Here is a 25,479-nt window from a genome sequence, read left to right as displayed (position 1 = left end):
TTAGCGATTTAAGAGTTCGGTGGCGAGTGTTTTGTATTGAATCCAGGGAGTGGAACTGGGGTCACTGGTGTACAGGTCTTCCTTAGCTACCTGCGATTCCTTGATGACCTTAGACTGGCTGATGATGGTATCAAATACATGTACTCCTTTGAAAGAGCTCTTGATGTGCTCCATCATATCCGCATGCAGATTAAGCCGCTTATCGATCATCGTAAATACAAATCCCTTGATGTTCAGCGTAGGATTGGCGTAGGTACGAATATCGGAGATGTGGTTGAGCAGGTTGGATACGCCATGGTAGGCCGAGGCCTCAGCCTGGATCGGAACGATACAACCATCGGAAGCCACCAATGAACAAGTAGTACAGATCCCCAGGCTGGGCGGGCAGTCGATCAGAATATAGTCGTACTGATTCCTGATCTGATTGATCTTGATGGTCAGCCTTCTTTCCGATCCAATGGCATTGGTCAGATCACTCTCCCGGGCGGCCATCCGGATATCCGAAGGAGCCAGATCCAGATTATCAGCAATAGCTACTACCGGAATATTAATATCGGTCAGCAGACTATCAATGATCTGTTGTTTGGGCTCGTGAATGTTATAGCACTGAGAGAGGTTCCCCTGCGAATCCATATCAATCATAAGTACCTTCAGACCGTACAAACTCAACGCCTTGGCCAGGTTAATAACCGTCGTAGTCTTCCCTACCCCACCCTTATGGTTAACGATAGAGATAACCTGCGCGGGCTTTTTACCCGTATCAAAGGCATCGGTATAGCCATACTGCCTGAGTACCTTTTCTATGGCCGCAAAATGTTTGGCTGGTATGTTGGTAGCATTGGACAGTAGTGCCTTGGAAAGCGTCTGGGGAGGAATGCCGGCTTCTTTTTCAAGGGGAGGAATTTTCAGCCCCGGCCGGGACCGAATAAATTCAACGATCTTTTCCTGAGTGATCATGTGTTAGATATAAATATCTCTAATTGTTTATTCGTAAAGATAAAAAGGAGTTATTTATATCCAAGGTATTTTCAGTAGTTTAACGCTAAATCTTTTGAGCTACCAAGGGTAATATTAAAAACAATACCAAGAGCAACGAGCACTGTTCAAACTTATTCCGATGAATCTCTGGTTAGAAGTTGAAAATATGTAATTATCCAGACTACTTAATAACTTAATAGACATTATACCTTAGATAATGACGTTAGGCTGAACGAGTACTTCCATTGATTTTAGTGGCGCACTTTAGTAATGCGCCAAACCGGCAGCGCTATTTCTAACACTTAATGAATAAGGGTAAACCTGATGACCAACAAACAATGGAGCAGCAGGAGACAGCTTGATTTGTGATAGTGCAGGATGTGAAATGGCAGCTCAACGGTGTGTTTGAGAGGTAAAAATAATCCCTTTGGGCTTTCACTGTTTAAGTAAACATTGATATTGATTTACAATATCACGAAAAACTCCGGCCGGTTGGCGGGAGTTTTTTTGTTGTGTCTGAACTATCTATTGTGCGAGTAGCTCCGGGCTAGCTACTCGTAAAAAATTATTTTCCATTGATATCTATAAATCAGGTAGAAGGGGAAACGACGCGGCTTTTATCTATACTTTCCATACCATTTGTTGGTAACAAAGGCTATTTTCTTTGATAGCCTGATGAATTAACCCAGACGCACAAGTGCTGTTGAGGTGGTGCCGTCTTTTCGTATCTATATAATTTTTTTAATTTCTGTTTTATTAGGGTAGCAGGTTGGTGGAGGTGATGACTATCTGGGCAGTATTGATCTTATCTATTCATATTTTCTTAACTTAAACTTACCTTAATTTATGAAACAACTATTCTCCAAATTTGTATTAGTGGCAGTGACTGCCTTTTTTCTTGGATGTGAGGGCCCAGAAGGACCGACTGGTCCCGCTGGGCCTCAGGGCCCTCAAGGTACAGCCGGTCCGGCCGGTCAGGTCGGAGCCCCGGGTACAGCAAATGTGTTGTTTTCGCCGTGGGTACCCATAAGCAAGAAGCAACTGTCACAGGATTACTGGAATAAAGCCGATAATATGGCGTCCTTCGCTCTTTCTGGTGATGCTATGACTAAAATACTGACGCAAAACCACCTGGATAAGGGCGTGGTGCTGGTGTACAACCGCTTGACTGGAGGAAAGACCAGGCTCTTTCCCTTGCCGCAGACTTTTATGCTCGCTGAGGGTAATATGATGATGTATAACTTCGATGTTGAACCCGGAAAGGTTAATGTATTTATCCAGTTTTCGAAAGCTATTGACCCAACAAAAATATTTACGGAAGATGAGGATTACCGTGTGGTACTAATTCCGGGAGGAACGTTGTTTCGGATGTCAGGTGAGATAGATTTAAAGAATTACGAAGCGGTAAAGAAGGCATTTAACCTACCGGATTGAAAAAACGATACTACAAAAAAGCCCCCACTGGTAAGCGGGGGCTTTTTTTTGTTTTGTCTGACCAGGTAGTCCGTTCCAGGGGACTGGGGCTTGAAGGCAACGAACGGTTTACCTGGTCAGACTTTGAAAGTACTCCCTGAACTGTGTCTCTCCCTGAGGGATAACATCCCGGACGATGGCTTGAGATGGGGAGCGACTTAGTTCGGCAGGCGGATCGCCGATGCGACCGTTGTAGTTTTTAATTTTTCCCTAGCCCAGCTGATACCTTAGCCTTTTTTCGGAGGCTGTGGTATCAGCGGAGGATTTCAATGAATCGGCCCCACGGGAGCAGGATAAGGTTGTGCCAGTAGGCGCTCCCTGTCCTGTTCCGGTGGGGTCAGTCGGACCGCCGAAGCGGCCGCTTAAGGCGCGGGGACTGGTGCCAGGTCAACGGGTTCTATTTATCAGAACTTCATAAAGAGTAGGTACCTCTATTCCATTACCTCCCACTGTCCTCCTTTGGCTCCTCCCTTACGTTGTAAGAAACCTGCCTCTTTCAACTTCCTGATATTATTCTCTACCGAGGTGGTACTTATCTGTAAAGCAATGGCCATCTCGGCTATGGTAACCGTACGGTCGGCACCAATTAGGCTCAGGATACGGCGCTGGTTATCTCCCAACTTTTCTCCTAACTTTTCTCCCAACTTCCTTTTTTTACGATGAAAGATAACTGTGAAAAGCCCTTCTGTTTTGAATTCAGGAGCCGGTAGACCTTCTCCCTCCAGCTCCTGCCTGATTCGGGCTATGCCTGATCCTACCTGTTCCACCATGTCAATCCGCTCAAACAAACCAAAGATCAAAGGATTACGGCTATGACTTTTAAAGCCAAACTCTATGGGCTTTATGGCACTAACCAACCCACCGGGGTTAGTAATCTCGACCCGATCCGCGAATACCTCTACCACTATACGGCCCCCTTTGTCATAGTAGTCACGGTGCGCCAGAGCATTTATAATAGCCTCCTTGAAGGCTACTTCGGGTATTTCCCATTTTTCCTGACGGGGGCCACCCCCTTTAATCTCGTATCGGATATCAAGTTTACCTTTTAGCCAGGTCATTGTCTGCCGGTACTGCTGCATAAGAGGACCGCCAAAAAACTTATCATCAATAATTTGCGCTTTGGTATTTTCTTCAAAGGCTACACACCGGATTACTGCTTTCTCAATAAACTGTTCAGGTTGCTTTCCAAAGAATAGCACCGCCCCGTTTTTTACCTGTCCGCTAGCCAGAATAAGACGCAAATTATTAATGATCTGGTCACGGCTAATGGCGGCCGAGAGACTTGCTGCCAGTCTAAATTCTTCAAAGGTTTGTATATCCAGGTCTGTCTTCATGTTAAAGGCAGGACAGGCACCTTCGTCAAAGTAGATCCGATCGGACTGCTGAAAGAAATCACGCATCTGCTCAACCGAGATGATCTTCTGCGTATTAGGTCCCTGCCGGACAAAAATGGCACCAGACAGCGTATAAGGCTTTTGAAGACCCGATGGAACTTCGATAACTCCTATCTCCTTGCCTTCTACGCTAACACTATAAAAAGGACAGTACAAGTGGGGCATAATCTCATGAAGGGACTGCTGAACGACGGATTTTCTGGTATTATCAAGGCTAATCCCCTGTATCTGATTTTGATCGTCAACGCCCAGCAAAAGTACACCACCAGCTGCTTTGGCAAAGGCACACACTTCCTCTGCCAGTTCCCGGGGTTTGGACGGAATCCGGACCTTAAATTCAACATTATACCCCTCGCCCGAAAGGGCCAGTGCTTTTATATCATTTTCAGTAAGCATACGAATTGACTTCCATAAAATCTGTTCTGGTAAAAGTAGGGAATAATGTTTGAGCGTATATGCCTTCGGTAGAAGTAAGTTGAATGGATCTCTCCTGCCGCCTAAGCCTTTATTAGACCGTCGGTTTGATACCTTTAAGGATTAGACTGTCTTGTAACAATACGCTCATCTGCCGCCGGATATTCAATTTTTTGAATAAATACTTCTCATCAGGAGAGGAGCCCTTATGTTTCTAATTGTAAAGACAAAAGTGACACCGTGTCACTTTTCTTGCCTTCGCTTCGGTAATAAAGACTTGGCTGTCCGGCTCTTCTGCTCCCTCTTCTCTTCAATATCTTCAATTTTTGATGTCATTACTTTAGGGCAGGAAAAGAGTCCTTGCGCTTCTAAGTGTAAAGACAAAAGTGACACCGTGTCACTTTTGTTGCCTTCGCTTTGGTAATGAAGATCTGGCTATCCGGCGCTTCTCCTCCTTTTTCTCTTCAAATCCCCTACCCTCTAACTCTCCGCTTGTATTAACCTTCCTATGATTTTCGCCTTTGGCTGCGTCGGCCTCTACCCTACTGGCGTTGATGCTTGTCAGCATTTTTTTTAATTCGTACTCCCAGGTAGAGTCAGATCCTTGCCCAAAGGAGGTCTTCGCCTCGGATGAGACTAATAAAGGTACAGGTACGCTTGTAGAATCTAAATCATTAGAAGAAGCCCTGGTAGAATTCTTTAGATTCTCAGAAACCTTAGAGATACCCATTCCCCCACTGTACTTATCGGTACTTAGGAAAGTCCCATTTATCCGCTTTACGAGATTGTCTTTGGAATAGTCACGTCCTAAATCCGAGCCCTTTATTTTAGTACCAGTCTTAGAGTGGATAAAGGTAATGCCGTTTCCTACTCTGCTTTTGTAGCCCTTTTTAAGAAGCAGTACCTGCAGGGACTTTAAATCTGGGCAGGCAGGTAGCAGGTCATCTATATGCCGACGTAGTGTCTCGTGGTAGGTAGTAGCCTTAGCAGCTCCTCTCCCATCTATTTTCAAGGCGTCCATTGGCTTACCAGGTACTAGTCCGTATTTATGTTCCATCTTCCGGCTAAAATGACCCATATCCAGATAATTAAAGCTTGATCTGGCGGTGTTCCTGCCGCTTGCGTGGATCTTGTTGGCTATAATATGAATGTGCTCATGCTTTCTATCTGTGTGCCTGAAAGCGATCAACCCAGTATCCTTGTATCCGAAAAAAGAGGCAAAGTCTTTCACAATGTCCCGAAGTACTTCTTCATTGGGGCTTTCACCCGGAGGAAACGAAAGACTCACGTGGCACACGGGCTTGGTGGTGCGGCTGTTGGCTTTTGCTACATTCGTCATTTCGTCAGCAATCGTCTTAAGACTGATTCCCTCCCCAAAAACCAGGGCATCCACATGCTGATGATAGATCAGTTCTCCACGAGCCTTTGTTTTTTCTTCCTTCTTAGGAGTAGCACGATCAAACATACAATAGGTCAGTGCCCCAGAAAATTAGAGCCTGACTTAGCTATATTTCCGATCACGGGTTAGAGATTTGAGGTGGTACTGTTTTATATAATCTTCCAGTCTTGTTCGCATATCCGCAGTGATTTGCCTGAGCTTAGTTAGATTGCTTGGATTACTCTCCTTCTCTGCTTTCTTCAAAGCTATTTCCAGCTGCCACACCACGGCCTCCATAGCTATGATCAGGCTCTGGCTGTAGGTAACTTCATTTACGGAATAGACCGCCCGCTGAACCAGCTCTTTTACACTGGCTGCCATCTGCTGAAAGTCTTCGGAAATAGGTGCATGATCCTGGGTCTTTTTCGCCAGCAGCAATAGAGTACCCGAGAATCGAAGAAGATTGGTCATCTGCTTTCTTATCCCTTCATCCAGTGGCTTACTCAGGGTAATAGCCTCCCGATTCAACAGCTTTTCCCGGCAGAATACGGAGAAACCGACCGTATGCCCCTCGTATTCCTTTTTGAGTACCTCAATTTCCTTAGTCGTTAACATCAGGGTTACCTTCTGCCTTTTTTCTGCTGGTACTAAAACCGGCCTCCCCCTAGGTTTAACATCCTTATCTTCTTTCATAAAATTCCAATGAGCTATTAAGCGAATTGTTTCCCGTAGGGCAAGCGGTTTTCGCATGAGCAGAATACAACTCCGTTGGATTTCGGCCGGGCGAAAACATAGCTTGCTGAGAGAACATAATTTGATTTAGTAAGGAGTATTGTTTTGGATTTAGTAATCTCATAAAAAGAACTTAGCACAAAATGACATTTAAATCAGCTCTTAGCTTTATAGGACTATTGAAAAGACTTTTAGGAGACCCCCTACTTGTTACCTCCTGGTACCGGTATGTTGGTTTCTGTTCCTTATCTGTTGCCTGCCTGTTAGTCCGTGTTAGCTATGTGTTACCCCTGTGTTATTAAGGAAAAAAACACTATTATTTTATCAAATTTATATTTTAAATTTTGCTTATAAAATTTAAACCTTTCATCTTTGAAGTAGGTTTAAAGATGATGAATGTAGGGATGACAGAAGACCTTAATTATAGCCAGGCAAAGGAACGGCTCTTATTTTTGATTCAGAGTAGGGTCTATAAGGGAAGGTTTGAGCTCCTCTATAAACTCTTCAAAAAGGAGATACATGAACTCTCACTTCAAGGGGCCTCAAAACTAATTTCAAAGGAGTTGGGCAATCCAATCGGAGTACAGACAATCCGCACACTACGCAAAAAAAGCCACCAGCTGAAAAAGAGTGTAGAATCCAATGGGTACACAGAAAGCTCGTTCAGAGGAGTTAGTCCCACGGCAGCCGGTGAGGCTTCTCCAGTAGGGAACTCTACTCCTGGTGTATCAGAAATTGAAAATTTCAAACCAATCGATGTATTCGATAAAGAATACAAAAAGGAGTCATCACTAATCAAGTGGGTTAAATAAAAGAATGTAATTACGAAAATGGCAGAGGCGTCAGCAGTAAAAAAGTTTAACTTCATCATTCAGGCAAAAGGAGGAGTAGGCAAGTCTTTTCTGACCTATTTGATAGCGGTTAAGCACGAAGAAGATAACGGCAGGACGTTTATTGACGTAGATAGCTCCACCAAAACCAGCACTGACCAACTACGCTTCCTGGCTCATCGGGACCGCAGACTGGCCGGAATCGATCTTCTGGATAGCTATAGGAAGATTGCGCGGGATCGTTTATTTGACAGCCTTCAACAATTGGCATTGCTACCAAATCAAACCTTTTATCTTGACTTCGGAGCTCCGGAATCCGAACAGATACCGGCCCTGCTCACTCTGGACCTGGACCAGGACGAGCTCAAGGAATTTGAGCGGTATCTGAATAGTGAAATGGCATTTCACGTGGTGGTAGCGGGTGGTACGGCCTATACCGCCTGCATGGACTACCTGATGAAAATCTACAAGGCGGTAGGCTGCCAGTTTCGTATTGTCATCTGGATAAATACGAACACCTTTCAAACCTTTCCCCAGCAGAAAGAAGATCTTCTGGGACTGGCCAGCAAATGCCAACTCACCGTGGAAAGCTTTGGTGATATGGAACCCAACACGGAGCTGGCTCATAAGATCATAAGAACCATGGAGCGGGGAGAAGGCTGGGATGGAATCCAGTCCGCTGGCTGGTTTGCCAAAACCAAAATGGAAAAAATGGTAAGGGCTATTAGCATGTAGGATATGCAATCTATACAGGAAGTATCTGATGAAGACCTACGTCGAATCTGCGGTTGGTACCAAAAGAAATACGGTATAGCCATGGACACATTGACGGCTACCCTGCTGAACGAGATTCAGGAGCGGGGGCAGTTAAGTACAAGAGCTCAGACGGAAACACTTAAAGAGATGAAGGCCGCAATGAAAGCAATGAAATCCGGACTCAATCCGGTGGCAACGTCTGATCCCAAAGTGGCTTTTGCCTACGGGTTAGGAAAACATACCTGGGCCTGGGCGGGGGTAATGATAGCTGGCCTGTGGGTAGTACTGCAACATGTACGTGAAACAACCACGGCTGAGTATCTCAAGGCAGAGACAATAGTGAAACGCTATCCTGATCTGTATCTGCTCGAACCGGTCATAAAAAATGCCCGGATCGTAGAAAAGAAGCAGGGGATATACCTGGAACTCCCCCCGGCCCGGGAACAGCTTATACTAGGTAAAAACTATCTTATAGACCCAACGGTACAAATGTCCGGAGAGGCCTCAACCATACTGGTACCACTCTGTTTTAAATAGCCATAACCACCACTCTCATGTTGCTTTTTCTGATTAGTACCTTAACGTATATACTAGGATCGTTCGTTGGTTTCATCGTGTATGTATTTCTTTACTTGTCCTACGTAGGGCTTCTCAAACGACCGGGGCAAGACTTAGCTAAACGACCTGAAGTAACAGGCTTTGATTCTATGAAAAACGGAAATACCGTACTTTCCAGACCGGAAAAGGACAGGTTAGAGGAGTTTAGTCATCCAGAAATGGTAGGTGAAGAAGGTTTCTTTTTTGATCATGAAGCCACTTTCACGAATCCTGTGCCGGGTAATCAATCACCAGATACCCTTCACCGGCTAGACGCTCCTGCTGTTAATCAACCACAGACTGTAGAGCTCAAACAGCCGGAAGATCCTCAGGATGAAGAATCAGAGAAAGAGTGGCCTATGCCCGGAAATAGCCTAGATGAAGCTAATGATGAGTCTGAGCAGGACCACAGGCAGGACTTCGCGGTAGTAGGAGACTTGTCGCCCGATCAGCTGATTCAACTTACTAGTATCCGGGCTAAAATAGATCCGGGTACCGAATCATACCAGCAATTGATCCAGGAATACGCGGTTGTCCGTGACAAAGTAGATCGGCTTATGGAGCAGACAGGTGAAGGAGTTGATCGAGTGGTTTCCATCTATCTGAGCTCGCGGGACAAAGTACTTTACAATGCATTTTTACACGATAAAGAAGATCTGATGGTCTAGACCGTCCTGAGTGCGAGTTCAATCCAATAGTATAATAACCATAAACAATTCATGAGGAAGTACGTAGGAAGTAGTACTATGGCCGTTGCTTTGGCCCTGGTACCGTGGAAGAGTTTGTTCGCTCAAAATGCCGGTATACAGGCCGGAGCACAGGCAATACAACAGGCATCGGCCGACTTACAGGCTTATTTTGAACCTGTAACCACCCTGGTTTATATCATAGCCGCCCTGGTGGGGATGTTTGGTGGATTCCGCATCTATTCGAGATGGCAAAACGGAGAGAATGATGTTCAGAAAAATGCCATTGGCTGGGTAGGAGCCGTGCTCTTTCTGCTGGCCATATCCGCGGTTTTGCAGGCTGTATTCTTTATGTAACACGGAGACCGGACGGGAATGAATCTCTTAGCGATAGTGGTACAGGTCTCCCTTTACCTGGGCAGTGGAACGGGATCCATGAATAACTCTCTGCTCGACCGATACCTAACCAACCCTATATCTGATAATCTGGGAGTACTCTCTGGTTTTATTTATACAGTTTGTGCTATCATGAGCCTTTTGGGTGGCCTGAAGATTTATACCCGCGCCATGAATGGAGAAGACAATGTGAAGGTACTGGCCTTCCGCTGGCTGGGGGCCATCCTGGCCGTCCTGATTGTCGGAATGGCTCTTCAGAATATTGCTTCTTCCCAAACCCCGATGCAGGGAGATGAACACGTCAGGAATTTTATGAGTAAGTAAACAGCAGCACGATGAGTATGGAAGGGGCCTGGGCCATGACCAAGTTGGTCACCCTGTCGCTGATCGCGGTAGCCGGTTTACTATCGGGTGTACGGATCTACCAGGGTATGCAGAAGGGAGAAGACTTTGAGGGCCCGGTCATTCGGTGGCTGGGAGGGTTGGTAGGGGCTTCGGCGCTGGTCTATGCCGTCGAAGCCTTTATTTATACGGACGGAGAAGGTTGGGCAAGTGCCGGCACAGCCCCCCATTTTGTGGCGGCGGCTTACGCGTCAGAAGCACATCAGGCGGCCCTGTACCTGGGACTGATGATGGCTGTTCTGGGCCTGATCAGAGTGTACAGAAAATTTCGGGATGGGGACGAAGATGTCTATGAATTCATGCTCAAATGGTTTGGATCGCTGATGTTCCTGTTCATGATGGGATGGATCATTGACACAGTTCTGAGCTAATCGTTTTATGAAGAAGTATTCAATCTATCGCGGGGTAGACAACGAAATAGAATTCAAAGGGCTTCGGGGCCAGTACTTTTACTATGCCGCCGGGGGAGGGGTTGGTTGTATTATGACCGCCCTGTTCCTCCACATACTGGGTGTTCCTATCCTGGTAAATATTCTTTTCCTGGTAGGTGGTCTCCTGACCGCCTACCTCGTCCCCACGGCCTATAACAAATCCCACGGTCGGTGGGGGTTTGACAAGCTCCCGGTAAGAAGGCTCCAGCCACGGTACGTGGTCCGGTACCAATCCATCCGGTCCATCTTAAAACGAAATGCATCCAGCCTAACAGGTACCTATGAAAAAGATTAAGAAGTTTGAGGAAATCTATCCGATATTCCGGATCGATGAACAGTCAGCTACACTAGTATCCGTAAACGGCGATCTTACGCTGGCTTTCGAGGTAGTCCATCCCGAAATTTTTACCTCTTCGGAGGGTGATATTGATATCCTGACGGAGGCCTTTGTCAGCGCGGTCAAAACGCTTCCGGTGGGCTATATCATGCACAAGCAGGACTGGTACATCGCACAGGCGTACGAACCCGATCTGACAACCTCCACGGTACGTCAGGGAAATTTCATTGCCTTTGATAATGAAATGCACTTTGCGGAGCGGCCATTCATTAAACACAGATCGTACATTTATATTACCAGGCCTAACCAGGACAGTAAGAGCAGAGCCAGCAAATCATCCCGGCACTCCTCCCTGCTCAGGCGGCATCTGGTTCCGAAGGAGCTTCTCAGCCAGAGTACCTGGGATGAATTTTGGGATAGCTGCGAGCAGTTCAGATACCTCTTAAATGGATCGGGTAAGGTGACTGTGCGAAATCTGAAGTTGGACGAACTGGTAGGGAATGTAACCAGTACCGGTTTGCTGGAGAACTATACCAGTCTGAGTTTTCATGACCGGAGCCTGCACGAGCTGGAAACCAGTGAGGATGGATCACTACAGGTAGGTAGTAAAACGGCCTTCACCTACGTTATATCCGAATTAAACACATTCCCTCCTACCATTACCAACTCGATTACCTATGAGCCTTACTCTTCGGAGCGTTTTGGCATACCTGTAAGTACCGGTTCTTTCCTGGGTTTAGGACTCCCCTTCAACCACATCTACAACCAGGTGATTATGATTGAGGACAGGGACGCTCTTTCAAAACGACTGGTGGCCGAAATCAAAAGGCATAACTCATTTTCCGAATGGGAAAAGAGTAATCAGGTTTCGATGGGATACAAGGATGAGTACCTGCTTGAAATGGAAAGGAGCGCCCGGGTGGCCGTCAGAGCCCACTTTAACGTTATGGTCTGGGATAGAGATCGGGATACGGCGGAAGCCTACCGTTCCAGTACGGCTTCGGCCCTTTCTAACCTGGGATTTACCCCCCGGTTAGCCCGGCACGATGCTTCAACGCTCTACTGGACCTGTATACCGGGCAATATAGCGGAAATGGGAAAAGATAACTGGTTTACCTCCTTCATGGAGGAAGCGGTTTGTCTTCTGGCTCTGGAAAGCAATTATAACGATGCCCCTTTTTCAAGGTCGGGTATAAAAATGACGGATCGTTTTGGCTGCCCCAAAATGGTTGATCTATTCGATGAACCCCTCCAAAAAGGGGCCATCTCCAACCGCAATACGTTTATTGTAGGGCCATCCGGGTCGGGCAAGTCCTTTTTCACCAACAACATGATCTATTACCTGCTAACCGCTGGTATGCACGTGAGTATAGTGGATGTCGGACATAGCTACCGTAGACTGTGCGAAGTAATGGGAGGACGGTATATAACCTACGATAATGCCAATCCCATAAGCTTTAACCCCTTTTACTTTAAAAATGGTAACCCCAGGGAAGAAGACGAAGATGCCCTTGCGGAACTCCTGTTGTCGCTTTGGAAGACGGATAACGAACAGGTTACCAACGCTGAACTGACCACCATCAGAGATATCATACATAACTACTACCTGTCTCTGCGCCAGGAGCGGGCCCGGCAGGCGCGAATCTTCCCCTGTTTTGACACCTTCTATGACTTTACCAGGCATACCTATCCCGCTATATTTTCCCGTAACGGGGGCCGGGAGGGCGTTGAATTTGATATTAAAAACTTCCTCTACTGTTTAAAGCCCTACTACCGGGACGGCCAGTATGGGTTCCTGCTCAATTCCAGATCAAACATCGACCTTATGGAACTGCCCTTTATCGTATATGAATTGGATAACATCAAGGATCACCCCGTTTTGTTTCCTGTCACTACGATCATGATCATGAATACGTATGTGCGAAAGCTATTTCAGGTAAAAGGCGTTATCAAGGTGCTGATCATAGAAGAAGCCTGGAAGGCGCTCACGAAAGACAAATTTGCCAACTTCCTGCGGTGGGCATCTAAAACAGTACGGAAGCACGATGGCTCACTGGTGGTCGTAACGCAGGAACTGGATGACCTGGTAGGAAATGAGGTAGTTAAAGATGCCATCATCAACAATTCAGATATCAAGGTTCTGCTGGATCAGAAAAATTACGAGAACCGGTTTTCGGAGATAGAAGGCCTCCTGGGGCTTAGCCCCAAACAATCGGCCATCGTTCAGAGCGTCAACCGCTCCCTGGATCACCGACGGCCACCCTACCGGGAAGCCTGCGTGATGCTGAAAGACCTGACAAAAGTCTACGGCATTGAAGTGTCACCGACTGCCTACGCGGCTTTTACCACGAAAAAAAGTGAAGTGGAGCAAATTGAGAACTTAACTTCCAAAATCTACAAGGGTAATACCGAACGGGCCATCCGGGCCTGGGGTAGGGGAGAGCAGGCGGAATGCTAGCAGTGAGGTAGCTGATACCTTCTACAAAAGTGACACCGTGTCACTTTTGTAGAAGCAGGTGCCCCGACGAAATATAGTACATCAAGATCAATGGAAAGCAGAAACAACCCTCCATGTGTCGTAGCCGAAATATAGTCTTTCTCCTGTTAATGGGCTTATCATTGGCGGGATACCAGTCCAAAGCGCAAATGGTCACCTATGACCCTATTCATACGACGGTAACTACCATCATCAAATTTTTCCAGGAGCCCTCCTTTGGAGAGCTGGTGGGGAATGTCAAAAAGCTGGTACAGATCTCAAAATTCATTCGTCAGGTAGGCCGGGGAGTAGAGTTGGCAAAAGAGGCTACTACCACCTTGACGCTCATTAATAGTTACGGTAAAGTCATGGCGGCCGACAGGCACATCCTGTCTACTGAATACGCCGTCATCTCCAAGGATTTTGTATCCTTCGCCAAGGAGGTAGCCGCCATCACGACCGATCTGGCGGAAGTAGTACAACAGAAAAGCTCCTCCATGGACGATGGCCACCGTTTAAAGTTGGTGAACGATGCTTCCGACAGACTGAAGAAATTAAACGGAGAAATCAGAAGCTACGTCGGTCGGATTAACTACATATCGCAGCGCAGGTCCTTTGGAGTCGAAGACAAAGCGGCAACCGCCCGGTTGTATAAGATCGCAGCGGATGTGTCCCGGGCAGGAGGGAGTAGTTTTAGTGGGGTGGGGGAGTTTCCGGGTTACACCTACGGGAACGAGTATGACAACGAGAAAGTTGATTTCGAGGTAGAACGAAAAATGGCGCAGGAAGCCGCCCTGATCCAGCAGAAACTATATCAGGAGTATGAAACAAAGCTTCGCATCGCAGAGCTTGAGGCGCAGTCAATGGTAAGTCTGCAGATCCCCAAAACCACTAAGGAAGGCTTTTACCACATTAAAATGAAAGAAGGAGCCTCTCCGATGGTTCCACAGCTAACCCCGCACAATACCTTTTTTGCGACCACCATGCATTACGACTCCGCCAGCGGAGCCACCGTCACAACCCAGTACGAAGACAAGGGGAAAAATGCTTTCGATAAGGCACTCAAAGATTGGGAGTACCAGATGGAAGAAATCTGTGGTCCCTTGTGGAATGCCTACGAAAAGAAGATAGACTACGAACGAAACCGGATCATCCAGGAAATCATAACTCCCCTCAGGGAACAGTACCAACAGGAAATGAACGAAAAATTGAATGCTGCCAACGAGGCCATTACCCAAAAGTACAAAGGACAGTCAACCACCAAAGCCAAACCCCAATGAGTAATCTTACAGTTCTCGCATTCGGCAGCGCTGATATGCTTAACGTTATTGATACGATGTACGCCCGGGAGATTGCCCAGAATACGTATTCCAGTGGGATTGGCACGGAGCTGATGAACGCTTCAAGGGCTATTGCCGGTATTGCCGGACTGGTCTACATAGCCTCTAAAATCAGCGGGCAGATTGTCAGAAACGAGGGAATTAATTTTATCCCACTGCTACGGCCCTTTGGACTAATGATCTTGATTGGACTAGTACCTCAGATCACTACCCTTATTGATACTACTTTTAAAAAAGTGGCCGTAGCCGCTCAGGCCGATAGCGAGTCGGTCAGACTTCGGGTGGCTCAGCTGCAGAAGAAACGGGACGAAGCGGTTAAGAAGAAGTGGAAGGACATTGAGTCAAATGAGGATGCCTATTCCATGGAGTTTGGAGAGCCGGGTGATGCTATGTTTGAGGTGGTCATTAAATCATTTAACATAGCTACGGGAAAAATGGCGGACGATTTCAAATCCGCCCTATATGACTTTACCCAGTCCATGCTATCGCTGCTTGGAGATATAGCCTACATCATTCTCTATCTGATCTCGGCGGTGTATCGCATCATTCTCAGGGTGGTAGCTCCCCTGGCCATTGCTTTTGCCATCTTTGATGGTCTTAGTAATAATGCGCTCGAGTGGTTTGGCAAGTATATCAATTACGCCTTGCTCCCCATGGTAGCCGGCATCTACCAGAATATCGCGGTAACGCTGAATATGGGCTTTCTGGATGAAATGATGCTGTCGGGAGATATGTCCGGTACCCTTCCTGCCCAGGATCCATTTGCCTTTGGTCTTGTGTATACCGGTGTTCTGATTATACTCCTTGTTCTCTACACGCAGATTCCCTCCCTGACCAATATGATCATGGTGGTAGGGGGCACCTCCGGGATGATACAGGGCTTAACGGGTAAAACGGTGGCCGGAGCCAGTACAGCCCGAAAGGCAGGCAACGTACGCCTGGCCGCTGGGCCAATGAGTGCGGCCGCCATGGGAGCCATGGGCAGCATTGTGAAGGAAATGGCGGCGAACCGCACAAATCCCGGTGAACCCACCGGAAGAGCCGGTGGATTGGCGGGACAAAACTCATCCAACCGCCGGGGATTCATCCAGAATCCTACCCCTAAATTGTAAAACAAATGGGAAAGAAATCAATCTACGAGAGTTATGTACGGATTCAACTGGAGGCCATCATGATAATGGTACTGACCCTCACCCTAACCCTGTGCTGTTTACTTTGGTCCATTCATAAGTACCGGGAGGCTACCCGTCTGACGTACATCCATAACCAGGGAGTTACATTACAGATATTTGAGGTTACCGGCAACGAAATCAAAATTAAAAAATGAAAGAGCTCATTGATCTGGAGAAAGGGCACCAGCGTGCCAGATTACTGGTCCTAACCGTTGTGGTGGGTTGCCTGTTGCTCTGTTGTACTTCGGTTATCGTGGCTTTTAAGTTTGCGGCCGACGCTTCAAAAAGGATTTTTGTGGTGAACCGGGGCGTGGCACTGGAAGCATTCAGCGCTAATGTACTGGAAAACCGACCCGCCGAAGCGGTTTTTCACGTAACCCGTTTTCATGAGCTCTTCTTTACCAATCCGCCCGATGCCAGGTCCATTGAAGCCAATTTCATTAAGGCCTCCTTCCTGGCTGATGAGTCGGTAAAACTAACCTTCGACCGATTGAAGGAGGATACCTTCTACCAGAAACTCATCCAAACCAACACCAATCAGAAAGTAGTAGTAGAGAAGGTGGATGTAGATATGAAGAAGTACCCCTACAAGGTTCGGACGGTATTCAAAATTATTCAGGAGCGGGCCACTAACAAGAGTACCCGATTGCTGGCTTCCGAGGCAGTTCTGGTCGATGTTACCCGTTCGGAAGTAAATCCACAGGGATTTTTGCTCCGGAACTTCCGGATCACCCAGCGTAGTGAAGCAAGGGAGGAAATAGTTCGGTAAATGAATAACAGGTATATAGGGCGAATAGCCAAAAGGGTGGAGCCGGATCAGCCTCCCGCAGGCTATGACCTGGGAGCTGGCCTTAGAAAGAAGAGCATTCGAAAAGTGGAGCAACTGGGGAAAGGCTTGAATACCTTACAAAGTAGGGTAGGAGCCCGAGCTACCGGAATAGTGGTAGCCCTCCTGTGGCTGGCGGCCTTCTGCTATTTTGCCCATTTGATGATATCCTTACTATACTAATACTATGTCAGAAAAAGTAGATCTAAAGGCCGAAAAGGCTAAACAACTCTCCCTGCCGTCCAGGCATATATTTCGGTTACTCCTTCCGGTATCACTCCTGATTTCAGTGGGATTCCTGGGTACCCGCCAAGGATGGATTGGTAGCCCCCATGACACCAGCAGGGAGATGTCCGGTGTAGTGATGACCATTCCGGAGGCAAAAGTAAAAGAGCTTGATAAAGAAAAGAAGTATGGAGCTACTTCGGGAGAACCCGCGCTGACTGACGTCAATGGCATTGGAATCTCCCTGGATGAGAATTCAAATATCAATTCCAGAATGCTGAGTGGAGAGGCTGCCAACGTAGTAGGCTTAGATGCCAATACAAACCAGGCCACCCAGCAGCTGGCCCGGGAAATGGGCGTAGGTACCCCGCAGGGTACACCGGCTACGTATGAGGCCATGAAAATGACCAGCCAGCAAAAGAAAAACGGGATGCGAAACCAGCAGACAGTTCTTCAGCGGGAGTATGACCGGAAGGTGCAAACGTCAATCAACAGTATGTACCGAACTCCATCCTTGGGCCAGGAAGAAAAGCGGGAACGTGAAAGGACCGAAAGAGAAGAAGAGCAGCGGCTCACGGCCAATGATAAGCTCCTGGCTATACTTGATAAGCAGATCCAACAGCAAAACCAGGGGGTGACAGTAAGTAGAATTGATCCTGACCTAACTATACAAGCTCCCCAGCGGACGACAGAATCTCCAGAAACCACGTCGGGCACTTATGAAGTAATGCCCTATTCACGAATGGTTGGTACCAATGGAAGAGAAGGTGGAAATGCATTCTATAGTTTGAACGGTCACAAGATCAGCAACACCAGACCCTCCAGGGTCGGAGGTTCCATCAGGGCGGTGGTACACGGGGACGGGGATGGAATTACTATTACCAACGGTACCTCCGTTGCAGTTCGGATGCAGGAAGAAACGGTTATACTGATCGAAGGGGAACCCCTGGTCCTTCCCGTAAATACATTGATTTACGGGGTCGGAAGAATTAGCGGTGACCGTATAGACATTACCGTTAGTACCATACGGTTGGAGAACTACCTCTATACCGTTAACCTGGTTGCTTATGACCTCGACGGACGTAAAGGCTTATATGTACCTGATATGAAGATCAAGCAACAGGTTCAAAATGCCCTGGTACAGGGTTCCTCCCAATTGGCAAATCCGGGGTATATAATCGGCGGATCAGTTGGTCAGCAGGTGGGAGGTCAATTGGCCAGTCAGGGTATAGGCGTTGCGCTTAATGCAGGGAAGAATCTACTTAACCGGAAGGCACAGCAGGCAAGGGCACTGGTTAAACCCAACTATCAGCTCCTCTTGCGGTCCGGGAATGGCCCAACCTCCAACCTACCTGCCCGTGAGGACACCGATGAATAGAGACTAAGAAAAATAAAACTACTAATCTATCGTAATGAAACTACTTCACCTGGCAGGAATGATGCTGGCAGGTCTGTCCTGTGTTCATGGTCAGTCCGCCAAAATAGATTCCCTGATTCCCAATAGCGCTATTCGAAGAACAGAAGTTCTACAACCTATTGTCCTGGACCCGTATCCCTATATGCTTCCAATCGCCAAAGCTTCTGTAAGGGGAAGTTACCCCCTGGAGTTGTCCTACAATAAGACTACCCACATCGTGTTTCCATCAAAAATCAGGGATTTTGACGCTGGAAACGATGCGATCATTGCGATGGTCCCCGAAAAAATTCTAAACGTACTCCGTGTCAAGTCGGATAGTAAGGGGTTTATGGAGGAAACGAACATGACAGTGTTTACGGAGGACGGTGGTTTGTACAGCTTCCTGGTGCGATTTAATGAAAACCCGACAGTATTCAACCTTAATATGACTAATAACACGGCTGCCGATATTCAGGCTACACTAGCACTGGGAATAGGGAAGGATTTAAATGCTGGATCTAACTCCTTTGTTAGGCCTTCGGGTAGTTTCAATGAGAATGACATCATGTATTCTTCCAGGGAAGCGTTGGCCCGAAAGGATAATATCCGACGTACAGGAGTTCGGGGAAATGATTTTCAGGTATTTCTAAAAGGGATTTACCTGGATAAGAACAATGTACTGTACCTCAAACTCGAATTAAAAAACAAGAGTTACATGCCCTACCAGATTGACTTCATCAAACTTTTTGTCCGGGATAGAACCCACGCCAGGCGCATGGCGGAGCAACAGGAAGAAATCCCGGCGATTATGAAGTATCCTGAAAATGTTACCCACCTGAATGGACTACAGAAGTTGGAAAAAGTGGTATCCATTCCTTACTACACCCTAACCGACGGAAAAGTGTTGGAAATGGAAATTTACGAGAAGGGGGGAGGGCGGCATCTCAAACTTCAATTCACCAACGAAACTCTTCTTAAAGTCAAGCCGCTGGGCTTATAGTAAATGGGCTATGTTTGCAGGTGATAACAGATTTAAGAGGTTTGTCGTCATCGGCCCCGTATGCCTGTCAGCATACGGGGCTACTCTTTTCAAACCGATCATGAACTAATAGGCCATTCAAAAGTCAGGAGGAAGTCTTTACGGAAGTTAAGAATCCAGGCATTTCAGATGATACACACTTTTATAGGAAAAGCAACAAATTGAGGAGATTTAGAAATTAATTTAAAATTTTAATTTTAAAACATAAATATAAATACCAAGTTATTACATATAGAAACGATAAAAAGAAGACTATATGGTTGAAGAGAAACGGAGGAGATAAATACCAACTATAACTGATTTCACGGAGGCCCGGGAAGCTGATAGTCATCAACTATAACGGATTTCACGGAGCACATTGGGGAAGGCCAAAGCAAACTATAACCGTTTTCACGGAAACCAGAGGGAGCAGGTATGCTTAAACTATAACCAATTTCACGGAGAGCGAATTAGGAGCAGCGCACGTATTATAACCGATTTCACGGAAATCAGGTGGATCACCATAGACCAACTATAACCATTATCACGGAGAAAGTAGATGCAAAAATGGAGCTTATCTTAGGGCTGGTCAGAATTCTTCCAAGGTTAGCCAAAAGGACTTCCTGAAAGGTGTGCTAACGGGATAAACCCGTTAACTATAACGGATTTCACGGAAGCGAGCCCAGGTCTGTTCCTGAACTATAACCGATTTCACGGAGGGAATGGGTTTGCCTGGCTGCTCGATATATAACCACTTTCACGGAGAAGAGCCTTTGTTTGGCTCTATAACTATAACCGATTTCACGGAGCCGGGTAAATTTTAATTTAATGCACTGAAATGGTATTTTTCTTGGGGATAATACTACAGAAACCGGTTAGTTTAGGATCAATATTTTATAAATAGCCTCATTTTTTACCTAACTTAAAAAGAACAGGCGCTTTTGTGTGTTTTTTTCTTTTTTTCTTTTTTTAACTTTTACCCCCATAACCTATTGTAAATCAGAGGTTCATGGTCCTAATTATAACTGATTTCACGATATCTATAACCGATTTCACGGCAACTATAACGGCTTTCACGCTAAACTATAACCTGTATCACGGCGAACTATAACCTTGATCACGAAAATACTGAGAACTATAACTTATAGAGATGTTGGTTATATTAAATTGATCCTTATTTTTGTAAGTAGCTTGCAGAAACCTTAGGAGAAAGTATGGCCAGAAAGAAAAACAACTATCAAGACCGTTATTTGATACGGATGCAGGGTGGAAAGAGGGGCCTGGTGGAAGCTACCTCGAAAATGGATATACATGAGTTTCGGGTATTTATGACCATGCTTACGATGGTTTTGCCTGAGGATCATGATTTTGTTGAATATGAGATCAGAACGCAGGACATTCTTAAACTCTTTTCTCTAAGTGATGATGGCAGGTATTACGAAGCTATACGCGATGCCGCCGAAAGGCTTTTCAACAAAAAATTTGTAATCTTCGAACGGAAAGAAGATGGGGAAATATATAAAACTACTATTCACCTGATAGATGAAACAAGTGAGCCAGTCAAAGAAAGCGAACAGAATCGCATACGGGTCAAGTTTAATGCTAAGTTGAAACCCTACCTGTTACAGTTGCAAAGAGAGTACCTTACGATTGATGTTAGAAATATTACCCAGATCCAAAGCCCCTACTCTTTAAAACTGTACATTATTCTTAAGCATCAATACAATCTGGGCAACAGAAAAGCCGCCTATACCATCGAGAGACTGAGGGAAATTCTAGCTATTGATGATCATGAGTATCCTCTATACGGAAATTTTAAGCAGAAAATTATTAAGAAGGGAATGGCTGATCTGGAGAAGAATACAGATTTAATGGTTACCTATTTAGAGGAAAAAAAAGCCGGAAGAGCGGTAGAGTCGGTAGTTTTTCATTTGGAGGCCAGGCAAACTACCCGTTTAACTCAAACCAAATCGGCCCATTCTTCTGGAAAAGCATTGTCAGGTAGTACAGAAGGAATCCCGGCAAAGAAGAAAGACTTTGGCGAAGAGCAGTTTGATGAGTATCAGATAGCGGATGTCGAAGATGCCAATAAAGAAGACCCTCTGGACAAGCTTTACCAGGATATAAGCAGGTATGTTTCCAGGACTACCCTTGAAAAGTGGATTGGCCAGTATCCCTATGAACAAATCGAACGGGGGATACGCTATGCTCTGCAACAGGGACTAAAGGGTAAGGTGAAAAATATGGGGGCTTATTTGCAAAAAATGGTAGCAACGGCTGACCTGATCGACTCCGAACAGGTACAAAAGGAGGCTAAGAGAGTTTTAACGGGTAAAAAGCAACAGGTAGCAAGTACCGACCAGGTTCAGAAACAGATTGAAGAACTAAGGGAACAGGCTCATGGGCAGTGCATTGAACTTTTCAGGGAACTTGTTGAAAGCCAGGAAGATGCTCAGACACTGATACTCAGCAAACTGAAAATGGGACTATTTAGTTCGTATTATAAAAATAAGTTGAGCTTTAATGAAAACCTAGAAGATCCGGCTCTTTCTGGCATATTGGTAGGTATAGCCAGACAGCTTTATCCAGGTATCTTTACTTCGGTGATTCCCCTGGAAGAAAAAATATATAGCCTGGAAAAGGGGAGAAAGTAGTCCGTTTTCATTAAAGATAAATCAGGGCTTCCGCATAGGCTGAAAGGTAGTGGGGTAGGGGAGGGCAGCAGCTAACTACTTCTGATCAGTAGCTTTACCATTTTTGCGCAAAAGCCCCAGCTCCTGCTGAAGCCTTTCGTTCTCTTTTATATAGTGGGAGAGTTGTCCTTTCAGGTAAGCGAGCTGAGATAGGAGAGCGTCGACGGTTCTTTCGGTTTCGTCCCAGGGCACGGCTTCCTCAATTTTGCTGGCCTGGTTGGCGTATCCGCGGCAGGTACTGGAGCAGTACTTGGCGGTAGATCGGCTGGCGTAGTAGGTAGTCCCGCACCAGAGGCACGTTTTCTCAAATACCTTGGCGTTATATTTAAAATCGGAGCGGTCTAATTTAGGCATGGCAGGATGTTTTGGTATTTGATGTAAATATATAAAATATTTTTATAATGTTATTATATCGTTACAATATTTATATTTATGATATCCCTTGAAAAGTTTGAATAGACAATATTCATAGTACCTATTTCAACAATTTAATATTTCAACTATTAAGCAATATCTATATACAGATTTGGTAATAAGAAATGTTAGTTTTACACACAAACCTATGCTAACGCCTGAATCAATCCAATTACTGGCCGCAAACGGTGAAGGTTATAACGCCGAGTTCAAAGTTTCAGTACCCTCCAAGGTGCGGGAGCTGTCGGAAGAGGTGTGCGCTTTTGCCAACGCAGCCGGCGGTGTATTACTACTGGGTGTGGATGACCATAATCAGATTCAGGGTATTCAGCTCGATAATGCCAGGCGATCAGCCATTCAGAATAGCCTGGGCGACATCTCTCCCCCCTTGCGCTGTGAACTTTCGGTAGTCGAGGTAGACGGTAAGACCGTTGGCGTAATTGAGGTACCTTCCGGGCCAAATAAACCTTATGTGCTATCCGGTGCAATATACGTGCGGCAGGGACCCAATACCCAAAAGCTGACGACGGCCGAGCAGATGCGTGATTTTTTCCAGCAAGCGGAAAGGGTATATTTCGACGAAACCCCCTGCCCGAATTTTAACCCGGATACCGAACTAGACGAAGCTTTTCTGGCGGAGTTTTTGGCCGAGGCCCGCCTAAGCCGGACGGTGTCGCAGGAGCAGATATTCCAAAACCTGAGACTGTATACCCCGGAGAAAAAAATCAAGAAGGGAGCCGTCTTATTTTTTGGTAAGGATCCACAGGCGTACGTAGAAAAGGCAATCGTTCGCTGTGTGGCCTTTCAGGGCACGGATAAGCGCTTCATCATCGACGATCAGCCGTTCGGTGGCTGTCTGCATGAACAATACCTTCGCGCCATGCAGTGGTTGCGGGGCAAAGTGAACGTCCGCTACGACATCGAAGGGCAGGGCTCCAAACCCCGGAAAGAAATCTGGGAGATTCCCGAAAATGTTTTTAAGGAGGCGATCATTAACAGCCTGTCTCACCGCGACTACTACGAGAAAGGCGCGGTGACTACTGTCGAGGTCTTTACCGATCGGGTCGAAATCAGAAACCCCGGGGGCCTGGTTAGTGGTATTCGTATCGAGGATTTTGGGCAAAGCAGTCTTTCCCGCAACCCGCTTGTTTTCGGGCTGTTTTCCCGGATGCACCTTGTGGAGCAGATCGGTTCAGGTATTATGCGCATGAATGATCTGATGCGCGGTGCTGGATTACCCACTCCTGAATTCCGAACACATGGCATGTTTACGGTTACACTACGACGACCAGTTCGCACTGTGGAGAAAACTGTGGAGAAAACTGTGGAGAAAACCTCCAGAGAACAGATAAGTGAGTTGATTAAGCTTAACCCAAAGATAACGATTAAGGAAATGACGCAGGCAACCGGACTGACGCGACGAGGAGTGGAATATCAAATAAACCAAATGAAACATGATGGCGATTTGAAACGCATAGGCTCTGACCGGGGAGGCTATTGGCAACTAAGCGATCAACTTTAACATTTTAGCATAATAATATATCAATATCTCATTGTTTTATTATTACAAAATGTTAAGATACTAAAATACTAACGTTACACTCCATGCCCACCCGCCATTGGACTGGAAAAACAAAGTAGTCAATTACCATCTCGATATAACTTACCAGGTACTAAACCACGAATATGGCTTTACCGCCGACGAGGGAGGTACCCCCTCCTCTACCAGCAACACCAAAAAAATAATCCACGGCAACAACCTCATAGCACTCAAGGCCATTGCGGGCTGTATCTGAGGCGGACCATGTACTTATGAATTCCACATCAAGCTAAGCACTTAGCTATTTCCGTATAGATCCGCCCCGTTGAAACCAGGCGCCGTGGAAAACCCCAGTTTACATCATGTCCGCCGGGGCGGGATGATTCTTTCCCTCCAAATATTGACAGATTCAGTGAACTGAGATTTGCGTGTAGCCTCCCGGGGGCAACTAGGATTCCATACACTGAAATCTCAGGGCCACCATTCAGACCTCTATGTTGAGCAAAAGCGGGTACATGATTTTTATTATTATGTCCGATAACCTTTAATTATTGGACATAACCCGAATTTGGCTATCTTGCCTCTACATTTTACTCCATGCTCCATGGCTCACCCAACCATTGCCTCTAAAATCTCCGGACAAACCCTAAGGCTCGCCACGCACGAGGAGCTGGCGCAGCAGACAGCCTCTTTTTTCCGCCGGGGGCTGGAAGGTGCCCTCAACACGCAGACCGCCTACCGCTCTGACCTGAGGCAGCTGCGCCAGTGGTTACAACAGCGGGAGCTTGCCGACCTGCCCCTGACGCCCGCTACACTGGCCGCCTACCTCTCCAATGAGGCTAACCGGCATAAGTGGGCCACCCTCTCGCGCCGCCTGGCCGCCATACGCAAGTGGCATAAGTTGAATAAGCATCCTGACCCCGCCCTGGACGACACGGTGCAGACCGTGCTGGAGGGCATCAAGCGCAGCCTGGGGACCGAGCCGGGTCAGGCCCTGGCTTTTGAGATCGAAGAATTCAAGGAAAAGATACGGTCTATCCCCCGCACACCCACCGGACTGCGCGAGAGGGCCCTGCTGCTGCTCGGATTCGTGGGCGCCTTCCGCCGCTCGGAGCTGGTCGCCCTGAATATAGAAAGTATTCAGCTCACCCGGGAAGGAGCGGTGGTTTCCTACCAGGGTAGTAAGACCAACCAGTACGGAAAAACCGAGCAGAAGGCGCTGTTCTTTAGTCCAGACCCCGAGACCTGCCCCGTGCGAGCCCTGCAGGATTACACCAGTCTGTTAAGTAGAACGGCCGGACCGCTTTTTGTGCGCATTCGCAAAGGCCACCAGATGACTCAGGACCGGCTCTCGGACAAGCAGGTGGACCGCACCACCAAAACGTACCTGGGTCAGGAATACTCGGCCCACTCGCTGCGGGCTTCCTTTGTGACCATCGCCAAGCTGAACGGGGCCGACGACTCCCAAATCATGCAGCAAACCAAGCACCGCACCCGCACGATGATTGACCGCTATACCCGCGTGCAGCAGGTCGTCAGGCATAATGCTGCCATGAAGCTGGGACTGTGAGGCGG

Annotated in this window: 27 protein-coding genes; 22 read left to right on the top strand and 5 right to left on the bottom strand. The window is 46.8% G+C overall.

Going from position 1 to position 25,479, the window contains the following annotated elements; translation table 11 throughout:
* Nucleotides 1-957 (bottom strand): AAA family ATPase, encoded by a 957-nt coding sequence (locus tag VGN67_RS03730; protein WP_327485427.1) that lies wholly within the window; start codon nucleotides 955-957, stop codon nucleotides 1-3.
* 867 nt (nucleotides 958-1,824) lie between these two features.
* On the opposite strand from VGN67_RS03730, the gene VGN67_RS03725 reads away from it, so the two are divergent.
* Both VGN67_RS03725 and VGN67_RS03720 read left to right on the top strand, forming a co-directional pair.
* The gene (locus tag VGN67_RS03725) at nucleotides 1,825-2,412 is read left to right on the top strand and encodes a collagen-like protein (protein ID WP_327485426.1); all 588 of its coding nucleotides are present in this window, start codon (nucleotides 1,825-1,827) and stop codon (nucleotides 2,410-2,412) included.
* Complete coding sequence (locus tag VGN67_RS03720) at nucleotides 2,409-2,552, top strand: hypothetical protein (protein WP_327485425.1); 144 nt, start codon at nucleotides 2,409-2,411, stop codon at nucleotides 2,550-2,552. Before VGN67_RS03725 ends, VGN67_RS03720 begins: the two co-directional genes overlap by 4 nt.
* A gap of 330 nt (nucleotides 2,553-2,882) precedes the next feature.
* Here the strand turns inward: VGN67_RS03720 and VGN67_RS03715 are convergent, their stop codons facing one another.
* From VGN67_RS03715 to VGN67_RS03705, 3 genes are all read right to left on the bottom strand, one after another.
* The gene (locus VGN67_RS03715) at nucleotides 2,883-4,241 is read right to left on the bottom strand and encodes an ATP-binding protein (protein ID WP_327485424.1); all 1,359 of its coding nucleotides are present in this window, start codon (nucleotides 4,239-4,241) and stop codon (nucleotides 2,883-2,885) included.
* A gap of 415 nt (nucleotides 4,242-4,656) precedes the next feature.
* On the bottom strand, nucleotides 4,657-5,724 hold the full coding sequence (locus VGN67_RS03710; RefSeq protein ID WP_327485423.1) for a relaxase/mobilization nuclease domain-containing protein: 1,068 nt from the start codon (nucleotides 5,722-5,724) through the stop codon (nucleotides 4,657-4,659).
* 36 nt (nucleotides 5,725-5,760) lie between these two features.
* Nucleotides 5,761-6,252: a hypothetical protein gene (locus VGN67_RS03705; protein ID WP_327485422.1), complete on the bottom strand. Its 492-nt coding sequence runs from the start codon at nucleotides 6,250-6,252 to the stop codon at nucleotides 5,761-5,763.
* Nucleotides 6,253-6,713: 461 nt separating this feature from the next.
* Between VGN67_RS03705 and VGN67_RS03700 the strand changes: the two genes are divergently transcribed.
* The 17 genes from VGN67_RS03700 (at nucleotide 6,714) to VGN67_RS03620 (ending at nucleotide 21,911) form a co-directional block, all read left to right on the top strand.
* Complete coding sequence (locus tag VGN67_RS03700) at nucleotides 6,714-7,181, top strand: hypothetical protein (protein ID WP_327485421.1); 468 nt, start codon at nucleotides 6,714-6,716, stop codon at nucleotides 7,179-7,181.
* A gap of 18 nt (nucleotides 7,182-7,199) precedes the next feature.
* Nucleotides 7,200-7,934, top strand: a complete 735-nt coding sequence (locus VGN67_RS03695; RefSeq protein ID WP_327485420.1) for a hypothetical protein — start codon at nucleotides 7,200-7,202, stop codon at nucleotides 7,932-7,934.
* Nucleotides 7,935-7,937: 3 nt separating this feature from the next.
* Nucleotides 7,938-8,492: a hypothetical protein gene (locus VGN67_RS03690; protein WP_327485419.1), complete on the top strand. Its 555-nt coding sequence runs from the start codon at nucleotides 7,938-7,940 to the stop codon at nucleotides 8,490-8,492.
* Between the two features lie 17 nt (nucleotides 8,493-8,509).
* On the top strand, nucleotides 8,510-9,220 hold the full coding sequence (locus VGN67_RS03685; protein WP_327485418.1) for a hypothetical protein: 711 nt from the start codon (nucleotides 8,510-8,512) through the stop codon (nucleotides 9,218-9,220).
* Nucleotides 9,221-9,271: 51 nt separating this feature from the next.
* Nucleotides 9,272-9,595, top strand: a complete 324-nt coding sequence (locus tag VGN67_RS03680; protein WP_327485417.1) for a DUF4134 family protein — start codon at nucleotides 9,272-9,274, stop codon at nucleotides 9,593-9,595.
* Between the two features lie 18 nt (nucleotides 9,596-9,613).
* On the top strand, nucleotides 9,614-9,958 hold the full coding sequence (locus tag VGN67_RS03675) for a DUF4134 family protein (RefSeq protein ID WP_327485416.1): 345 nt from the start codon (nucleotides 9,614-9,616) through the stop codon (nucleotides 9,956-9,958).
* Between the two features lie 11 nt (nucleotides 9,959-9,969).
* Nucleotides 9,970-10,407, top strand: coding sequence for a DUF4134 family protein (locus VGN67_RS03670; protein WP_327485415.1), 438 nt, complete (start codon nucleotides 9,970-9,972; stop codon nucleotides 10,405-10,407).
* 7 nt (nucleotides 10,408-10,414) lie between these two features.
* Complete coding sequence (locus VGN67_RS03665; protein ID WP_327485414.1) at nucleotides 10,415-10,762, top strand: DUF4133 domain-containing protein; 348 nt, start codon at nucleotides 10,415-10,417, stop codon at nucleotides 10,760-10,762.
* Nucleotides 10,749-13,262 carry a TraG family conjugative transposon ATPase gene (locus VGN67_RS03660; protein WP_327485413.1) on the top strand — a complete coding sequence of 838 codons (2,514 nt, stop codon included), beginning with the start codon at nucleotides 10,749-10,751 and terminating at the stop codon, nucleotides 13,260-13,262. Before VGN67_RS03665 ends, VGN67_RS03660 begins: the two co-directional genes overlap by 14 nt.
* Nucleotides 13,263-13,375: 113 nt before the next feature.
* Entirely contained in the window at nucleotides 13,376-14,560 is a 1,185-nt protein-coding gene (locus VGN67_RS03655; RefSeq protein WP_327485412.1) for a hypothetical protein, read from the top strand.
* Complete coding sequence (locus tag VGN67_RS03650; RefSeq protein WP_327485411.1) at nucleotides 14,557-15,732, top strand: type IV secretion system protein; 1,176 nt, start codon at nucleotides 14,557-14,559, stop codon at nucleotides 15,730-15,732. Before VGN67_RS03655 ends, VGN67_RS03650 begins: the two co-directional genes overlap by 4 nt.
* Before the next feature lie 5 nt (nucleotides 15,733-15,737).
* On the top strand, nucleotides 15,738-15,947 hold the full coding sequence (locus tag VGN67_RS03645; RefSeq protein WP_327485410.1) for a hypothetical protein: 210 nt from the start codon (nucleotides 15,738-15,740) through the stop codon (nucleotides 15,945-15,947).
* On the top strand, nucleotides 15,944-16,561 hold the full coding sequence (traK, locus tag VGN67_RS03640; RefSeq protein ID WP_327485409.1) for a conjugative transposon protein TraK: 618 nt from the start codon (nucleotides 15,944-15,946) through the stop codon (nucleotides 16,559-16,561). Before VGN67_RS03645 ends, traK begins: the two co-directional genes overlap by 4 nt.
* On the top strand, nucleotides 16,562-16,801 hold the full coding sequence (locus tag VGN67_RS03635; RefSeq protein ID WP_327485408.1) for a hypothetical protein: 240 nt from the start codon (nucleotides 16,562-16,564) through the stop codon (nucleotides 16,799-16,801).
* Nucleotides 16,802-16,805: 4 nt separating this feature from the next.
* Nucleotides 16,806-18,221, top strand: coding sequence for a conjugative transposon protein TraM (gene traM, locus VGN67_RS03630; RefSeq protein ID WP_327485407.1), 1,416 nt, complete (start codon nucleotides 16,806-16,808; stop codon nucleotides 18,219-18,221).
* A 34-nt stretch (nucleotides 18,222-18,255) separates the two neighbouring features.
* Nucleotides 18,256-19,239, top strand: coding sequence for a conjugative transposon protein TraN (gene traN / locus VGN67_RS03625; protein WP_327485406.1), 984 nt, complete (start codon nucleotides 18,256-18,258; stop codon nucleotides 19,237-19,239).
* A 1,232-nt stretch (nucleotides 19,240-20,471) separates the two neighbouring features.
* Nucleotides 20,472-21,911, top strand: a complete 1,440-nt coding sequence (locus tag VGN67_RS03620) for a replication initiation protein (protein ID WP_327485405.1) — start codon at nucleotides 20,472-20,474, stop codon at nucleotides 21,909-21,911.
* Nucleotides 21,912-21,986: 75 nt separating this feature from the next.
* On the opposite strand, the gene VGN67_RS03615 is transcribed toward VGN67_RS03620, so the two are convergent.
* Entirely contained in the window at nucleotides 21,987-22,304 is a 318-nt protein-coding gene (locus VGN67_RS03615; protein WP_327485404.1) for a hypothetical protein, read from the bottom strand.
* 208 nt (nucleotides 22,305-22,512) lie between these two features.
* Between VGN67_RS03615 and VGN67_RS03610 the strand changes: the two genes are divergently transcribed.
* From VGN67_RS03610 to VGN67_RS03600, 3 genes are all read left to right on the top strand, one after another.
* Nucleotides 22,513-23,886, top strand: a complete 1,374-nt coding sequence (locus tag VGN67_RS03610; RefSeq protein ID WP_327485403.1) for a helix-turn-helix domain-containing protein — start codon at nucleotides 22,513-22,515, stop codon at nucleotides 23,884-23,886.
* 97 nt (nucleotides 23,887-23,983) lie between these two features.
* Nucleotides 23,984-24,160: a hypothetical protein gene (locus VGN67_RS03605; RefSeq protein ID WP_327485402.1), complete on the top strand. Its 177-nt coding sequence runs from the start codon at nucleotides 23,984-23,986 to the stop codon at nucleotides 24,158-24,160.
* Between the two features lie 348 nt (nucleotides 24,161-24,508).
* A complete protein-coding gene (locus VGN67_RS03600; protein ID WP_327485401.1) occupies nucleotides 24,509-25,474 on the top strand; it encodes a tyrosine-type recombinase/integrase in 966 nt (321 codons plus the stop codon).
* Nucleotides 25,475-25,479: the final 5 nt, after the last annotated feature.

The organism is Telluribacter sp. (assembly GCF_035998675.1).
Lineage (GTDB): Bacteria > Bacteroidota > Bacteroidia > Cytophagales > Spirosomataceae > Telluribacter.
The sequence above is the reverse complement of the archived record's forward strand: the minus strand, read 5'-3'. Positions and strand labels throughout refer to the sequence as shown.

Coding starts and splice junctions, on each gene's coding strand:
- VGN67_RS03660 (WP_327485413.1), top strand. CDS start 10,749: ATGAAAAAGATTAAGAAGTTTGAGGAAATCTATCCGATATTCCGGATC.
- VGN67_RS03635 (WP_327485408.1), top strand. CDS start 16,562: ATGAATAACAGGTATATAGGGCGAATAGCCAAAAGGGTGGAGCCGGAT.
- VGN67_RS03675 (WP_327485416.1), top strand. CDS start 9,614: ATGAATCTCTTAGCGATAGTGGTACAGGTCTCCCTTTACCTGGGCAGT.
- VGN67_RS03725 (WP_327485426.1), top strand. CDS start 1,825: ATGAAACAACTATTCTCCAAATTTGTATTAGTGGCAGTGACTGCCTTT.
- traM (WP_327485407.1), top strand. CDS start 16,806: ATGTCAGAAAAAGTAGATCTAAAGGCCGAAAAGGCTAAACAACTCTCC.
- traK (WP_327485409.1), top strand. CDS start 15,944: ATGAAAGAGCTCATTGATCTGGAGAAAGGGCACCAGCGTGCCAGATTA.
- VGN67_RS03715 (WP_327485424.1), bottom strand. CDS start 4,241: ATGCTTACTGAAAATGATATAAAAGCACTGGCCCTTTCGGGCGAGGGG.
- VGN67_RS03730 (WP_327485427.1), bottom strand. CDS start 957: ATGATCACTCAGGAAAAGATCGTTGAATTTATTCGGTCCCGGCCGGGG.
- VGN67_RS03695 (WP_327485420.1), top strand. CDS start 7,200: ATGGCAGAGGCGTCAGCAGTAAAAAAGTTTAACTTCATCATTCAGGCA.
- VGN67_RS03655 (WP_327485412.1), top strand. CDS start 13,376: ATGTGTCGTAGCCGAAATATAGTCTTTCTCCTGTTAATGGGCTTATCA.
- VGN67_RS03670 (WP_327485415.1), top strand. CDS start 9,970: ATGAGTATGGAAGGGGCCTGGGCCATGACCAAGTTGGTCACCCTGTCG.
- VGN67_RS03600 (WP_327485401.1), top strand. CDS start 24,509: ATGGCTCACCCAACCATTGCCTCTAAAATCTCCGGACAAACCCTAAGG.
- VGN67_RS03645 (WP_327485410.1), top strand. CDS start 15,738: ATGGGAAAGAAATCAATCTACGAGAGTTATGTACGGATTCAACTGGAG.
- VGN67_RS03610 (WP_327485403.1), top strand. CDS start 22,513: ATGCTAACGCCTGAATCAATCCAATTACTGGCCGCAAACGGTGAAGGT.
- VGN67_RS03620 (WP_327485405.1), top strand. CDS start 20,472: ATGGCCAGAAAGAAAAACAACTATCAAGACCGTTATTTGATACGGATG.
- VGN67_RS03615 (WP_327485404.1), bottom strand. CDS start 22,304: ATGCCTAAATTAGACCGCTCCGATTTTAAATATAACGCCAAGGTATTT.
- VGN67_RS03705 (WP_327485422.1), bottom strand. CDS start 6,252: ATGTTAACGACTAAGGAAATTGAGGTACTCAAAAAGGAATACGAGGGG.
- VGN67_RS03690 (WP_327485419.1), top strand. CDS start 7,938: ATGCAATCTATACAGGAAGTATCTGATGAAGACCTACGTCGAATCTGC.
- VGN67_RS03685 (WP_327485418.1), top strand. CDS start 8,510: ATGTTGCTTTTTCTGATTAGTACCTTAACGTATATACTAGGATCGTTC.
- VGN67_RS03710 (WP_327485423.1), bottom strand. CDS start 5,724: ATGTTTGATCGTGCTACTCCTAAGAAGGAAGAAAAAACAAAGGCTCGT.
- VGN67_RS03680 (WP_327485417.1), top strand. CDS start 9,272: ATGAGGAAGTACGTAGGAAGTAGTACTATGGCCGTTGCTTTGGCCCTG.
- VGN67_RS03650 (WP_327485411.1), top strand. CDS start 14,557: ATGAGTAATCTTACAGTTCTCGCATTCGGCAGCGCTGATATGCTTAAC.
- traN (WP_327485406.1), top strand. CDS start 18,256: ATGAAACTACTTCACCTGGCAGGAATGATGCTGGCAGGTCTGTCCTGT.
- VGN67_RS03665 (WP_327485414.1), top strand. CDS start 10,415: ATGAAGAAGTATTCAATCTATCGCGGGGTAGACAACGAAATAGAATTC.